A 13,933-nucleotide genomic window follows, 5' to 3' on the forward strand; every position below is an offset into this window, starting at 1 on the left:
GTATTGGAAAGGCCGTTGTTTTTGCCAAACGTTCCTAGATTTGTCATGAACCTTATCCTTGGTGAAATGTCCTACCTTTTATTTGCCAGTCAAAGGGTAAGCAGTAAGAAAATCGAAAAACAAGGCTTTAATTTTCAGTTTAATAATATTTGTAAATCTCTGGAGGATTTATACTTGGTTCAAAGCCAAAATGACCAATCTAATGGAATAATGGCCAAAGAATACGTGTAGATTTTAATAAAATTATGATGACTTGTTTTAAAACATCCTGAAAATAGGATGTTTTTTTGTGACATTTTGACATTTTTCAAGAATTGGCAGTACTTTTGCCATCTTAATTTGAGATTTATATAAAGCTACACCAAATGAATAAAAAAGATAAGTCAGAAGAGATAAATGAGATTATTCCCGATGATCAGGAGGTACAGGAAATGAACAATGAGCTGGATTTAGAATCAGAAATAAATAAAGATCAGGAAGAGAGTAAATCTATAGAAGAGCAATTGCAGGATGAACTTGGGAAGGAAAAAGACAAATTTTTAAGGCTTTTTGCGGAATTTGAAAATTATAAAAAGCGGACTTCAAAAGAACGAATGGATCTCTTTAAAACGGCTGGACAAGAGGTAATGACAGCAATGCTGCCTATCATGGATGATTTTGATCGTGCTTTAAAAGAGATTTCTAAATCTACAGACAAAGAGTTGTTTAAAGGTGTGGACCTAATTAACAACAAATTTAAGGAAACCCTTAAAAATAAGGGATTACAGGAAATAGTCACTAAAGAGGGAGATTCTTTTGACCCTGAAGTTCATGATGCTGTTACGCAAATACCGGCCCCGAACAAAAAACTTAAAGGTAAGATAGTAGATGTAGTCGAAAAAGGTTACAAACTGGGAGACAAAATAATCAGACACCCAAAAGTGGTAGTTGGGAATTAAATTTACATAGGAAATATGAAGCAGGATTTCTACGAAATATTGGGTATTACAAAAAATGCATCTGCAGCTGAGATAAAAAAAGCTTATCGCAAAAAGGCGATTGAGTTTCATCCAGATAAAAATCCGGGCGACGCTGAAGCGGAGGAAATGTTTAAAAAAGCGGCCGAGGCATATGAAGTTCTAAGTGATCCGGATAAGAAAGCCAGGTATGACCAATATGGACATGCGGCATTCGAAGGAGGTGGATTTGGTGGTGGCGGAATGAATATGGATGATATCTTCAGTCAATTCGGGGATATATTTGGAAGTGCGTTTGGAGGCGGATTTGGCGGATTCGGCGGGTTCAGTGGCGGCCAGAGAAGAATGAAAGGGAGTAATCTGAGAATTCGCGTTAGCTTAAATCTGGAAGAGATAGCTCAAGGTGTAGAGAAAAAGGTTAAGGTAAAGCGCAAAAAGCAAGCATCCGGAGTAACTTACAAGACATGTACAACGTGTAAGGGAGCAGGCCAGGTTAGTAAAATAACCAACACAATTTTAGGCAGGATGCAAACGGCAACAACCTGCAACAGTTGTGGTGGAAGTGGGCAAATAATAGATAAAAGGCCATCAGATGCTGATGCTCAGGGCTTAAAAATAGTAGAAGAGACAGTTTCTATAAAAATTCCACCAGGTGTAGAAGATGGGATGCAGTTAAAAGTTTCCGGTAAAGGGAACGAAGCACCCGGGAATGGAATATCCGGTGATTTGCTCGTTGCTATTGAAACCAAAGAACATCCCACTTTAAAAAGAGAAGGGGACAATTTGCACTATGATCTTTATATAAGTATTTCCGATGCTGTTCTCGGTACTTCGAAGGAAATAGATACGGTAACAGGCCAGGTTCGCATAAAACTGGAATCTGGTATTCAATCCGGGAAAATTTTAAGATTAAGAGGAAAAGGAATTTCTAGTATTAATGGCTATGGCCAAGGAGACCTTTTGGTACATGTGAATGTATGGACACCGAAGGAAACAAATAAAGAACAGCGCGAATTTTTCAAGAAGATGCAAAATAATGAGAATTTTCAGCCCAAGCCTGAAAATTCGGATAAATCCTTTTTTGAAAAAGTAAAAGATATGTTCTCTTAACGAATTAAAGTTTTCTTTTTAAATAAAAAACGTATATTTGAGGCAATATTGGGAAACCAATGTTAATTTTCTTTTTCATAGCAATTTTTTTCCCATCCTTAATCTTTTAAGGGTGGGTTTTGCTTTTTTATAGGTATGGTGTTTAAATTCAGGGCTTTATAATTCCATTGTGGTATCCATATTTTCAATAAATACTCTGAGGAATACAATAACACATTGTGAATGGCGATGTAATTTTTTTTAAATAATTTAGTCAGAAAAATAAAGACTCTGGTAGCCCAATAACTTGTGATTTCAACAAAATACACTGAAATACAAAAGCATTTTAATCCATTTCTATATCTTTGAATCCTATTGAAGGGTAATTATAACAGAAACGGTATTCCAAGCCTTATAATATGCACTGAGATACTAGTGGTAAGTGATTCCGGCTTAATTCAAAGCGAATTTTAAACCCTTTACAAAATGCATAAATATTATCTGAATGAATAATATCCTTGTAGCAAGTAATGTTACTAAAAAATTTGGAGATCAAATTGCTCTTAATGACGTTTCACTGGCAATACCAAGGAATAGTATTTACGGACTCTTAGGTCCCAATGGAGCAGGAAAGACTACACTCCTAAGAATAATAAATCAAATTACGTATCCGGATTCCGGCGAAATTATTTTTGACGGCGAATTATTACAGCCCCATCATATAGCGCTTATTGGTTATCTTCCCGAAGAAAGAGGGCTTTACAAAAGTATGAAAGTGGGGGAGCAGGCACTTTATCTAGCCCAACTGAAAGGCTTGACTAAAACAGATGCAAAACAGAAACTTAAGTATTGGTTTGATAAGCTGGAGATAAGTGATTGGTGGAACCGTAAAATTCAGGAATTATCAAAAGGCATGGCACAGAAAATTCAATTTATTGTAACTGTCCTGCACGAACCGAAACTCCTTATTTTTGATGAACCATTTAGCGGTTTCGATCCCATTAATGCCAATATAATAAAGGATGAGATCATAAAATTAAGGGATAAAGGGACATCGATTATATTTTCTACGCACCGTATGGAATCGGTAGAAGAACTATGCGAATATATCGCCCTCTTGCACAATGCTGAAAAGATATTGGATGGAAAACTTGAAGACATCAAAAAACAATATAAAAACAACTTGTTCAGAGTTGGATTGGAATTGGAAAATGGTGAGAATTTCTTAAAACTGATTTCAGAAAAATTTGATGTTTCTTCTTCACAATATGATGGCCACAGGAAGCAATTAGACTTTACAGTTCAATTGCCATCAGATGATACCAGAGCTCTTTTGGCATTATTATCTTCAAAAGCTAGCGTAAATAGTTTTGTGGAAACCATCCCTTCTGCTAATGATATTTTTATTCAAACGGTACAACAAAAAAATGAACATGAATAAATTGTCACTTATTATAAGGCGTGAATACCTTGCCAAAGTGCGAAATAAATCATTTGTTATAATGACTTTTCTCAGTCCCATTCTAATGGTGGGGATGATCGTACTTATTGCTTATCTCACGGAAGTAAATGATAGTCAGAAGAGAATTATTGCAGTACTCAATGAAAGCAATTATTTTTCAACAGATTTCAATTCTACTGAAAGAACATCCTATATTCAATTTAAGGATTTATCCTTACAGGCTGCTAAAGATTCGACCTCGAGCCTTGGAATTTTTGGTTTGTTGCATATTCCTGATGAGCTCACCCTTGAAGACGTAGCAAAGAATTCTTTCTTTTATTCGAAGGAACCTCCCAGTACAATGGTCCTCCGTTCCATAGAAGATATCTTTGAAGAACGCTTGAGACAAGGTAAATTAATAGATATTGGAGTGTCTACCGAGGAATTTGCCACCATTAATGACCAATTTGAGATAAATACCGCAACTTTTACAGGGGAGTTAAATCTAAAGGGGATCAATGAAATGAAAGCCTTTATTGGCGGAGGTTTTGGTTACCTGATAATGATGTTTATTATAATTTATGGCGGTTTTGTTATGCGAAGTGTTATTGAAGAAAAAACAAGTCGCATAATTGAGGTGATCATCTCTTCGGTAAAACCATTTCAACTAATGCTGGGTAAAATTATTGGGACATCACTGGCAGGAATTACACAGTTTTCTATTTGGATTGTTTCAGCTTCTTTACTGTTGTTGGCGGTGTTCTTAATTTTTGGGGTAGACCTTACGGGGCTAAGTGGTCAGGCAGCTATGGGTCCTAATCCTATGAATACGATTTCTCCTATTCCGGGACCAGCAGATACGATGCAATTATATGCCCTTGAGCTTATACAAATACCCTGGTTTATGCTTATCTCCTTTTTTCTGGTGTATTTTATTCTGGGTTACCTGATTTATAGTTCTATTTACGCCGCTATTGGGGCCGCAGTGGATAATGAAACTGATACCCAACAATTTATTTTTCCGATAATATTACCTTTAATGCTGGCCATATATGTCGGATTTTTTTCTGTCTTTAGTAACCCGCATGGCCCAATTGCCGTCGCTTTCTCATTATTTCCGCTAACCTCTCCAATTGTAATGCTAATGCGTTTGCCGGGTGGGATTGGTGAAGGTGGAGTTCCACTATGGCAATTACTGGTATCCATTTTGTCATTAATCATAACTTTTATAGCTATTGTTTGGCTTGCTGCAAAAATCTACAGAGTAGGAATTCTAATGTATGGTAAAAAGCCTACCTATAAGGAGCTCTATAAATGGTTAAAATACTAATCATGCAAGATCAGGAAACAGAAGAGATTACGAATTTCATAAATGAAGATGTCTGGGAGACCATGAATGAGTTCTTAAATATAGGGCTTCATTTGGGTGAAGGGCAGAATTCAATTAATATAACAATTGGACTATTACTCCTGTTAATTACAGCTTTCATTCTCACCAATTTTGCGTTAAAATCAGTAAAAAGGTTTTATACGAAAAAAATGGATGGCGACGATAAGTTGAAGTTTAATAGCATCTTTAAGTTTATCAAATACCTGGTTTATCTCCTGGTTATCCTATTTACTTTGAGGGCAGGAGGGGTAGACATCACCCTGCTTATTACAGCATCTGCAGCTTTATTTGTGGGATTAGGCCTGGCATTACAAGGCTTGTTTCAGGACATTATAGGGGGAATTTTTATTATTACGGATAAATCAGTTCAGGTGGGTGATATCGTGGAAAGTGAAGGAAAGGTTGGTAAAGTGCTTGAAATAAAACTTAGAACGACAAGAGCAATTACTAGAGATGATAGGGTGATAATTATACCCAACCATAAGTTCATGAGTGATATTGTATACAACTATACCCAAAATAGTAATGTTACCAGGGAAGAGATTAAGGTGGGTGTGTCTTACGGAAGTGATATACAATTGGTAACGGCTATATTGCTTTCCTGTTTGATAGAGGAGAAAGATGTTTTAAAAAATCCGGAACCATTTGTTCTTTTTGATGATTTTGGAGATTCTGCCTTATTATTTTCACTACATTTTTATATTACTGACAGTTTTAAAGCATTAAGAATTAGAAGCAGAATACGTTATACAATTGTTTCTAAATTCAGGGAGGAGAATATTCAAATCCCTTTCCCGCAGAGAGATATTCATATAAATAACTAACATCCACTTATACAAGAATATGAGTTTATTTAGTAGGGCTAGAATGACAAAATGGTAAAGAGATTCGGACTATTCTGGTTCCTGCTCTTGGTAAATAGTATTTGTATTGCCCAAAGCACAGATATTTTTAGGGTCGAATACACTTCTCTGCCTAAAGGAGATTCAGGCACCAATGCCTCACGTTACCGATTACTGCTGAATGTTCCTGTCAAAGTTGGATTAGACAAGTATCTTGTATTGGGCGGTGAGTTTAATCTAATTGATTTTGAAATTACTAAGGAATATCCATTTGATGCCAGTGAGCTGAGTACACTATATATTATCGATCTTAATCTGGGCTATATTTTTAAAGTAAATGAAGACTGGCGTTTCGTAGGTATTGCCACTCCGAGAATTGCATCTAATTTAGTAAATGGCCTGAGCGGAGATGATTTTCTATTAAATCTTACTGCAACTATGTGGAAAGAGAAGAAAGATATTGATAAACCCTTTAGGTTAGTATTAGGTCTTACCTACAATAGTACAACTGGCCTTCCTTTTCCATTACCACTCATTAATTATCACAAACGATTTCATAGGTCTTGGTCTTATTCTTTGGGAATACCCAGAACAGATTTAAGATATCACATTAATGATAATCACTCTTTACGAATGGCATTATTTTTGGACGGGTATTTTGTAAATGTACAAAACGACATCCTATTGCCGGATGGAGAAATTGGATCCTCTGTTTCTCTATCGGCTATAGTAGGGGCTTTCAGTTACCAATATAATATTACGAAACGTTCGTCATTCTATGCCACTGCAGGGGTTACACTTAACCAGCGGGGTCTGTTAAGGAATGACAATAGAAAAAAAGTTTATACCTTGAATGACAAAAAAGCAGGAGGTATATACTGGAAAGCAGGATTTAAGATTTCAATTTTTTAATTATAAAGACATGTCAAAAATATTGGTAATAGAAGATGAAGCAGCTATTCGAAGGGTATTGGTTAAGATTTTATCTGAAGAAAGCGAGACCTATGAAGTGGAGGAGGCAGAAGATGGTTCCGTTGGTCTTGAAAAGATAAAAAAAGCAGATTATGACCTTGCCCTTTGCGATATAAAAATGCCTAAAATGGATGGGGTTGAAGTTCTGCAAGCTGCGAAAAAAATACGTCCGGAGATACCATTTATTATGATTTCGGGGCATGGTGATTTGGATACTGCGGTGAATACCATGAGATTAGGAGCATTTGATTATATCTCAAAACCACCTGATTTAAACCGACTGCTCACAACAGTGAGAAATGCACTCGATAGGAAAGAACTTGTCAGAGAAAACAAGATTCTCAAAAAACGGGTAGGAAAAGACTATCAAATGGTAGGGGAGAGTAAGGAGATAATAGCAATTAAGGATATTATAGAAAAAGTTGCTCCAACAGATGCAAGGGTTTTAATAACAGGATCCAATGGTACCGGAAAGGAACTGGTTGCTCATTGGCTGCACGAAAAAAGTGAGCGAAGTGGTGGTCCTTTTATTGAGGTAAATTGTGCTGCAATCCCCTCTGAATTGATAGAAAGTGAATTATTTGGACATGTCAAAGGGGCTTTTACTTCGGCAGTGAGGGATAGAGCAGGAAAGTTCGAGGCAGCAAATAAAGGTACTATCTTTTTAGATGAAATTGGTGATATGAGTCTATCGGCTCAGGCGAAAGTACTCAGGGCTTTACAGGAGAATAAAATATCGCGGGTTGGTACCGACAAGGATATCAAAGTTGATGTACGTGTTATAGCAGCTACCAACAAGGATCTTCAACACGAGATCGCTGAAGGAAGATTCAGGGAAGATCTTTATCATCGTTTGGCCGTGATCCTTATAAATGTACCATCTTTGAATAGCAGGAGGGAGGATATTCCATTATTAATAGAACATTTTGCTTCAAAAATCGCTTCTGAACAAGGGGTTGTAACCAAAAAGTTTTCCAAAAAAGCGATGGAACTTTTAAAAAGTTACGATTGGACAGGAAATATCCGTGAATTAAGAAATGTTGTGGAACGTCTTACTATCCTAGGTGGTTCGGAGATATCAGAAAAAGATGTAACCCTATTTGCAAGTAAATAGCTTTGCGGTCATTAAGTTAAATTAAACATAGGTTATTTGAACACCTATTATCTAATTGTTGCATTCCTTTAATTGTTCAAGGGCGAGGGCCGTAATCTCTTTAGTTCTTAAATTGTAATATTTCTTGGCTTCTGTTAGTTCCGGCTTTAAAAGCTGCTGTTCACAATGATCATATATCTTACTTGCAAACTCATAGGCTTCTTTGCATTCTACGCTTTTCACCACGTCATTCAGAGAATTTTGATAATTTATGAGAGACTGATCAATTTTTCGTTCTAATTCTTTGCCTATTGGCATTACCATCCCTAATTTTTCTTTTTCGGATGTTTTTGTATTCATTACCAGGATATTATTTGCATAAAGGCTCCCATGGTGCTCGTCATGCTCCTTTAATGATTCCAGACTTCCAAGAGAATTATCTAATGCACGCTTTAGAAGGATTCTGGCTCCATTTAGAGAAGAAATTCTGGTGGCCTTCTTCAGGTTATCTAGACCTTCGTAAATGCTTTCTTTAGCATAACTGCAACCGCAGGCTTCAATTTGATCTTTCGATTTTTCGATGGCATTTAAAGCTTTATATGCAAAGAAACGCGAAGTATTGATATCCACAGCTTCCAAAGCTCGCTCAGTCTGTGATTTTATATATCCAATATTAGAACCTGCATAATCACATGCTTTGCTAGTATCAAAAGAAGACAGTGAGAAAAATAGAAGTAACATCAGCATGGTTCTGAAGACCTTCATAGCTTAAAGTATTGATTTAGTAAAATTTAGGCTTTGTAAAAATAATGAGAAAGGAACCCGAGGCCCTATTTATTCGATTAAGCACCCTAACTTTCCCGTTTAAAGGACCAACGGTAATTTATTGTAGATAAAAGGTTATTTTTGAATTTACCTTTAAAATAGGGATCAAAAATATTATATATTGGACAGATGAAGGAAATAGATATTGCAACGTACCAAGTAACTTCTGATGTTAAACTCCCGGATCTAAATACTTCCGAAGATCTTAATAGTACGGACAAGGAACTCAAAAAAAGTCTCGAAAAATTAAGAGAAGAATTAGGAGAATTTCAGGATACACTATACGCACATGGAAGATATGCCGTCCTCATTTGCTTTCAGGGAATGGATACTTCAGGTAAGGACAGCCTTATTCGTGAAATATTCAAGGAATGCAATGTGAGAGGGGTTCAGGTACATAGTTTTAAAGTACCTACGGAACTGGAACTGGATCATGACTATATCTGGAGGCATTATATTGCTCTTCCACCGAAAGGAAAATTTGGTGTATTTAACAGAACGCATTATGAAAATGTATTGGTAACGAAGGTCCACCCTGAATACATATTAAATGAGAATATCCCTAATGTATTATCGGTAGCAGATATTGATAAGGATTTCTGGGACAAACGTTATGAACAGATCAACAATTTTGAGCGACATATCGCAGAAAATGGAACTCTAATTTTCAAGTTCTTTTTAAACATATCAAAAGAAGAACAAAGGTATCGGTTGTTAAGGAGATTAAGATTGCAGAAAAAGAACTGGAAATTCTCACCCGGGGATCTGAAGGAACGTGCGTTATGGGATAATTACCAACAATGTTATGAGGAAGCAATTAATAGGACCTCCAAGCCTTCGGCACCCTGGTTTGTAATTCCTTCTGATAATAAAAATGCAGCCAGATTAATCGTTGCTACTATTTTGTTAGAATCGTTAAAAAAATACAAAGATATAGAGGAACCAGAGCTTGATGATAAAATAAAGGCTAATATTGAAATCTATAAATCCCAATTGGAAAAAGAACAATGAAATATTTATGCCTACTACTACTTCTTTTGGCCGGACCTTCCTGGTCCCAGACGGAAGATAAAGCACAACTCAAAGCAATATATGACACTTCCCTTAGCCAGGGCGAGGCCTATAGTTGGTTGAATTACTTGTCCAATCAGATCGGGGGACGACTATCTGGCTCCGTTCAGGCTGAACAGGCTGTAGAATATACCAAAAAGAAATTGGATTCCCTTGGGTTAGATCGCGTTTGGTTGCAACCTGTAATGGTGCCAAAATGGGTTAGAGGAGCTCCTGCCTTTGCCTATATAGAAAGTAAACCGGGTATCACCAGCAATGTACCCATTTGTGCATTGGGAGGGTCCGTTGCTACTCCCTTAGGGGGACTTAAGGCGAATATTGTTGAGGTGCGCAGTTTTGAAGAATTGGACAGACTTGGACGCAGTGAAATTGAAGGTAAAATAGTCTTTTATAATCGGCCTATGGAGCCCGCCAATATCAGAACTTTTGAGTCCTACTCCGGTGCGGTAGATCAAAGGTCTTCGGGTGCTGCTCAAGCCGCAAAATATGGCGCTGTAGGCGTAATAGTGAGGTCTATGAACCTTCGATTGGACGATTTTCCTCATACAGGGGCCATGAATTATGGGGAAACTCCATTAGATAAACGAATTCCGGCTGCAGCTATTAGTACGAACGGGGCTGAATTATTAAGCACAACCTTAAAACTTGATCGGGAAATTAAGTTTTATTTTAAACAAAACTGCCGGCAATTGCAAGATGTTCAATCTTATAATGTAATAGGAGAGATTAAAGGCAGTCTTTATCCCGACGAAATTATCTTAGTTGGAGGACATCTGGACTCTTGGGATCTCGGTGATGGATCTCACGATGATGGAGCTGGCTGTGTTCAGAGTATGGAAGTGCTTAGGCTACTCAAAAAGATCGGCTACAAACCCAAGAGAACACTCCGTGTGGTACTCTTTATGAACGAGGAAAATGGCTTAAGGGGCGGAAAAACGTATGCCGAGATTGCCGAAAATAAAAAAGAGAACCATGTATTTGCATTGGAAAGTGATTCCGGAGGTTTTACTCCCAGGGGGTTTTCCTTTGATTGTTCACAGGCTGATTTCAACAAAGTTGCTACCTGGAAACCTCTTTTCGAGCCATATTTAGTTCATTCGTTTGTAAAAGGTTCATCAGGGGCCGATATTGGCCCTTTAAAAAATGACCGGATCGTACTTGCCGGTTTACGACCAGACTCTCAGCGGTATTTTGAACATCACCATTCTGAAAATGATGTATTTGAACATGTAAACAAACGTGAACTGGAACTAGGTGCCGCCACCATGGCTAGCCTGGTGTACCTATTTGATAAATATGGTACAAGCGCTGGTTCTGCACAAGAAGAGAATTAAATTGCCATTCCTGTTTTAAACGACTGTCAAATACCTTGGTATATGAAGTATAAAATAGATGGCTGTCAACTTAAATTTCTTACCTTTGCAGCTTATTAAAAAAAAGAGATATGCAAGACGGTATTTACGCAAAAATCAATACTACTAAAGGAGAAATACTATTAGAGCTAACCTATGAGAAAACACCGGGAACGGTTGGTAATTTTGTGGCATTGGCTGAAGGTAAACTTGAGAATACTGCCAAGCCTAAAGACATTCCATATTATGATGGTCTTAGCTTTCACAGGGTAATACCTGATTTTATGATTCAAGGTGGTTGTCCTCAGGGAACCGGAACAGGTGATCCCGGTTATAAATTTGATGATGAATTCCACGCTGACCTTAAGCATTCAGGACCCGGTGTGCTTTCTATGGCAAATGCAGGACCAGGAACAAATGGAAGTCAATTCTTTATTACACATGTGGCTACCCCGTGGTTGGATAATAAACATACCGTTTTTGGAAATGTCGTGGAAGGACAAAGTGTTGTGGATTCAATCGCACAGGGGGATTCAATTGAGAAAGTTTCTATCGTTCGCGTTGGAACAGAAGCAGAATCCTGGAATGCACTTGAAGCTTTTAAAACTTTTGAGAGTTCCCGTGAATTAAGACTTCAGGAAGAAAAGAAAAAGGCAGAAGCCGAATTGGATAAGATTTCCTCCGGCTTTGATAAAACTAACACAGGTCTTCGCTATAAAATCCTTAAAAAAGGTGATGGTCATAAAGCCGGGAAAGGTAATACCGTATCCGTGCATTATGAAGGTTCATTGCCTAACGGACAGGTTTTTGATTCATCGTACAAGCGTAATCAACCCATAGATTTTCAACTGGGAGTAGGACAGGTTATACCTGGATGGGACGAAGGAATTGGTATGTTAAGTGTAGGTGATAAAGCACGATTTGTTATTCCATCTGAACTTGGTTATGGCAGTGCAGGAGCCGGTGGTGTGATACCTCCAAATGCCACGCTGGTATTTGATGTTGAACTAGTAGATGTTAAGTAGAACAATTCTTAAAATCTAAACAAATAGGAGGTAACTACCTTGATGTTTATATAAGTATGATAAAACTTCTTTCAAATTTTTGGGAGAAGTTTTTTATTTAGTCTTGTTGGCACTAAACACAATAAGAACAATATTGATTGCCAGCAAAAAAAATAATATGATATAAAAATAGGTCATAGCAATTGGTTATAATTGTTATTTGGCGAAACTTCTTGTTAATATAACATCTGTGAGGAAATAAACCCTACCAATGAAACTTAGAAATCGACCTTCAAGGTTTGGTCAACAGCAGGGGACTATAATATGTAAAGTGATAAGATTAAAATTAAACAAGCCTGGGTAAAAGAATAAACAAAACAATTTTTTCTATCAGATTTTATCACTTTTCTTTTTTTTTACATAATGTTGCACATGTTTAATTAAGGGGTCTAATAGTCTAAAAAGTTCGTTTGTAAAAATTAAGCCTCCTGATTAAAGGAGGCTTAAATTATTGGTACTGTTTAACTATGCTGTTGGATCAGGAGTCAAGCGCAAGTACGGTTTGATTTCTTCAACACCTTTTGCAAACATACTCCTTGCCTCTTCCGTAGGAATGGAAGGACTTACGACAACATCTTCACCATGGTTCCAATTGGCCGGGGTTGCCACTTTGTGATAGGCAGTTAATTGAAGAGAATCAATGACTCTCAATAATTCGTGAAAATTACGACCAGTAGAAGCAGGATAGGTTATAATGAGTTTTACAGTGCGGTCTGGCGCAATAATATATACCGAGCGTACTGTAAGATTGTTGTCGGCATTTGGGTGTATCATATCATATAATGAAGATACTTTTTTGTCTTCATCTGCGATTATGGGAAAGTTTACAATAGTACTTTGAGTCTCATTTATATCTTTAATCCATTCATTGTGGGAATCTTTGCCATCAACGCTTAGGGCCAGCATCTTTACATTTCGTTTGTCAAATTCTGCTTTAAATTTAGAAGCTGTTCCTAATTCTGTAGTACATACAGGCGTAAAATCGGCCGGATGTGAAAATAGAATCCCCCATCCGTCACCTAAATAATCATATAAATTAATCATGCCTAAAGAGCTTTCAGCTGTAAAATCAGGGGCAATGTCACCCAATCGAATTGTTGCCATAATAAATAATTTGAGTTTAGAATTTAAAAGTCCATAAATTTACTGGATAATTATATTATTGCTGACAGTTCCGGGTTAATTTACTATTAAAATTTACGCAAATTTAGAATCCCAATATAATAGATAAGATGATAGGCCATTGGTTGGTTTTAATATAGGGAAATCAAAATCACTATTTTTGAAGCATGGAAAAAGCTAAACTTGAAGAATTAAAATATCCAATTGGAAAGTTTGAAGTTCCTGCGACAATTTCAAGAGAACAAGTTGCCGATTGGATTGCTGTCTTAGAGTATTTCCCAAATAAATTGGAATCTTTAGTAAAGGGATTATCTCCTTCTCAATTGGATACACCCTATAGAAAGGGAGGTTGGACAATCAGACAGGTAGTTCACCATGTAGCGGATAGTCACCACAATAGTTATATTCGATTTAAGTGGGGGTTAACAGAACAGTCTCCAATCATAAAACCTTATTTTGAAAAGGAATGGGCAGAACTTTTTGATACCCGTACAGCACCTATTGATCTTTCAATAAATCATCTCAAAGCGGTGCATGCCAAATTGGTATATCTACTCAAAGGACTAACTGATGCGGATTTGAAACGAGGGTTTTTTCATCCGGACAACAAGGAAATTACCTCATTAGAGGAAAATATAGGTCGCTATGCATGGCATGGCAATCATCATTACAGGCATATTAAAAACGCATTGGAAAAAAATAACTGGATTTGACTT

Annotated in this window: 14 protein-coding genes; 12 read left to right on the forward strand and 2 right to left on the reverse strand. The window is 37.0% G+C overall.

The features are described 5' to 3' along the window. The 8 genes from Q0X77_RS01935 to Q0X77_RS01970 all read left to right on the forward strand — a co-directional run. Positions 1–231: DUF1731 domain-containing protein (locus tag Q0X77_RS01935; protein WP_297792334.1), on the forward strand; the 231-nt coding region annotated here is incomplete at its 5' end. 134 nt (positions 232–365) lie between these two features. Beyond that, positions 366–938 carry a nucleotide exchange factor GrpE gene (locus Q0X77_RS01940; protein WP_297792336.1) on the forward strand — a complete coding sequence of 191 codons (573 nt, stop codon included), beginning with the start codon at positions 366–368 and terminating at the stop codon, positions 936–938. Between the two features lie 15 nt (positions 939–953). Then, entirely contained in the window at positions 954–2,066 is a 1,113-nt protein-coding gene (gene dnaJ / locus Q0X77_RS01945; RefSeq protein WP_297792337.1) for a molecular chaperone DnaJ, read from the forward strand. A gap of 484 nt (positions 2,067–2,550) precedes the next feature. Continuing rightward, the gene (locus tag Q0X77_RS01950) at positions 2,551–3,486 is read left to right on the forward strand and encodes an ABC transporter ATP-binding protein (RefSeq protein WP_297792338.1); all 936 of its coding nucleotides are present in this window, start codon (positions 2,551–2,553) and stop codon (positions 3,484–3,486) included. Next, the gene (locus Q0X77_RS01955; RefSeq protein WP_297792339.1) at positions 3,479–4,816 is read left to right on the forward strand and encodes an ABC transporter permease; all 1,338 of its coding nucleotides are present in this window, start codon (positions 3,479–3,481) and stop codon (positions 4,814–4,816) included. The genes Q0X77_RS01950 and Q0X77_RS01955 overlap by 8 nt, the downstream gene beginning before the upstream one ends. A 2-nt stretch (positions 4,817–4,818) precedes the next feature. Beyond that, positions 4,819–5,700 (forward strand): mechanosensitive ion channel domain-containing protein, encoded by an 882-nt coding sequence (locus Q0X77_RS01960; RefSeq protein ID WP_297792341.1) that lies wholly within the window; start codon positions 4,819–4,821, stop codon positions 5,698–5,700. Between the two features lie 51 nt (positions 5,701–5,751). Next, entirely contained in the window at positions 5,752–6,630 is an 879-nt protein-coding gene (locus tag Q0X77_RS01965) for a DUF6268 family outer membrane beta-barrel protein (RefSeq protein ID WP_297792343.1), read from the forward strand. A 10-nt stretch (positions 6,631–6,640) separates the two neighbouring features. After that, a complete protein-coding gene (locus Q0X77_RS01970) occupies positions 6,641–7,804 on the forward strand; it encodes a sigma-54 dependent transcriptional regulator (RefSeq protein ID WP_297792345.1) in 1,164 nt (387 codons plus the stop codon). A 51-nt stretch (positions 7,805–7,855) separates the two neighbouring features. Here Q0X77_RS01970 and Q0X77_RS01975 read toward each other — a convergent pair whose 3' ends face one another. Further along, complete coding sequence (locus tag Q0X77_RS01975; RefSeq protein WP_297792347.1) at positions 7,856–8,548, reverse strand: hypothetical protein; 693 nt, start codon at positions 8,546–8,548, stop codon at positions 7,856–7,858. A 189-nt stretch (positions 8,549–8,737) separates the two neighbouring features. Here Q0X77_RS01975 and Q0X77_RS01980 point away from each other — a divergent pair, with 189 nt between their 5' ends. The 3 genes from Q0X77_RS01980 (at position 8,738) to Q0X77_RS01990 (ending at position 12,056) form a co-directional block, all read left to right on the forward strand. After that, on the forward strand, positions 8,738–9,619 hold the full coding sequence (locus Q0X77_RS01980; protein WP_297792349.1) for a PPK2 family polyphosphate kinase: 882 nt from the start codon (positions 8,738–8,740) through the stop codon (positions 9,617–9,619). Then, positions 9,616–11,013, forward strand: a complete 1,398-nt coding sequence (locus Q0X77_RS01985) for a M20/M25/M40 family metallo-hydrolase (RefSeq protein ID WP_297792351.1) — start codon at positions 9,616–9,618, stop codon at positions 11,011–11,013. The genes Q0X77_RS01980 and Q0X77_RS01985 overlap by 4 nt, the downstream gene beginning before the upstream one ends. A 110-nt stretch (positions 11,014–11,123) precedes the next feature. Then, positions 11,124–12,056: a peptidylprolyl isomerase gene (locus Q0X77_RS01990; RefSeq protein ID WP_297792354.1), complete on the forward strand. Its 933-nt coding sequence runs from the start codon at positions 11,124–11,126 to the stop codon at positions 12,054–12,056. 504 nt (positions 12,057–12,560) lie between these two features. Here the strand turns inward: Q0X77_RS01990 and Q0X77_RS01995 are convergent. Further along, a complete protein-coding gene (locus Q0X77_RS01995; RefSeq protein WP_297792356.1) occupies positions 12,561–13,199 on the reverse strand; it encodes a peroxiredoxin in 639 nt (212 codons plus the stop codon). 185 nt (positions 13,200–13,384) lie between these two features. Between Q0X77_RS01995 and Q0X77_RS02000 the strand changes: the two genes are divergently transcribed. Beyond that, positions 13,385–13,930, forward strand: coding sequence for a YfiT family bacillithiol transferase (locus tag Q0X77_RS02000; protein ID WP_297792358.1), 546 nt, complete (start codon positions 13,385–13,387; stop codon positions 13,928–13,930). Positions 13,931–13,933: the final 3 nt, after the last annotated feature.

The organism is uncultured Eudoraea sp., from assembly GCF_947258925.1.
GTDB lineage: Bacteria > Bacteroidota > Bacteroidia > Flavobacteriales > Flavobacteriaceae > Eudoraea.

What these genes read in the sequence shown, in the direction of transcription:
- Q0X77_RS01990 (WP_297792354.1), top strand. Translation starts at nt 11,124, where the DNA reads ATGCAAGACGGTATTTACGCAAAAATCAATACTACTAAAGGAGAAATA.
- Q0X77_RS01955 (WP_297792339.1), top strand. Translation starts at nt 3,479, where the DNA reads ATGAATAAATTGTCACTTATTATAAGGCGTGAATACCTTGCCAAAGTG.
- Q0X77_RS02000 (WP_297792358.1), top strand. Translation starts at nt 13,385, where the DNA reads ATGGAAAAAGCTAAACTTGAAGAATTAAAATATCCAATTGGAAAGTTT.
- Q0X77_RS01980 (WP_297792349.1), top strand. Translation starts at nt 8,738, where the DNA reads ATGAAGGAAATAGATATTGCAACGTACCAAGTAACTTCTGATGTTAAA.
- Q0X77_RS01995 (WP_297792356.1), bottom strand. Translation starts at nt 13,199, where the DNA reads ATGGCAACAATTCGATTGGGTGACATTGCCCCTGATTTTACAGCTGAA.
- Q0X77_RS01970 (WP_297792345.1), top strand. Translation starts at nt 6,641, where the DNA reads ATGTCAAAAATATTGGTAATAGAAGATGAAGCAGCTATTCGAAGGGTA.
- dnaJ (WP_297792337.1), top strand. Translation starts at nt 954, where the DNA reads ATGAAGCAGGATTTCTACGAAATATTGGGTATTACAAAAAATGCATCT.
- Q0X77_RS01975 (WP_297792347.1), bottom strand. Translation starts at nt 8,548, where the DNA reads ATGAAGGTCTTCAGAACCATGCTGATGTTACTTCTATTTTTCTCACTG.
- Q0X77_RS01950 (WP_297792338.1), top strand. Translation starts at nt 2,551, where the DNA reads ATGAATAATATCCTTGTAGCAAGTAATGTTACTAAAAAATTTGGAGAT.
- Q0X77_RS01985 (WP_297792351.1), top strand. Translation starts at nt 9,616, where the DNA reads ATGAAATATTTATGCCTACTACTACTTCTTTTGGCCGGACCTTCCTGG.
- Q0X77_RS01940 (WP_297792336.1), top strand. Translation starts at nt 366, where the DNA reads ATGAATAAAAAAGATAAGTCAGAAGAGATAAATGAGATTATTCCCGAT.
- Q0X77_RS01960 (WP_297792341.1), top strand. Translation starts at nt 4,819, where the DNA reads ATGCAAGATCAGGAAACAGAAGAGATTACGAATTTCATAAATGAAGAT.
- Q0X77_RS01965 (WP_297792343.1), top strand. Translation starts at nt 5,752, where the DNA reads ATGGTAAAGAGATTCGGACTATTCTGGTTCCTGCTCTTGGTAAATAGT.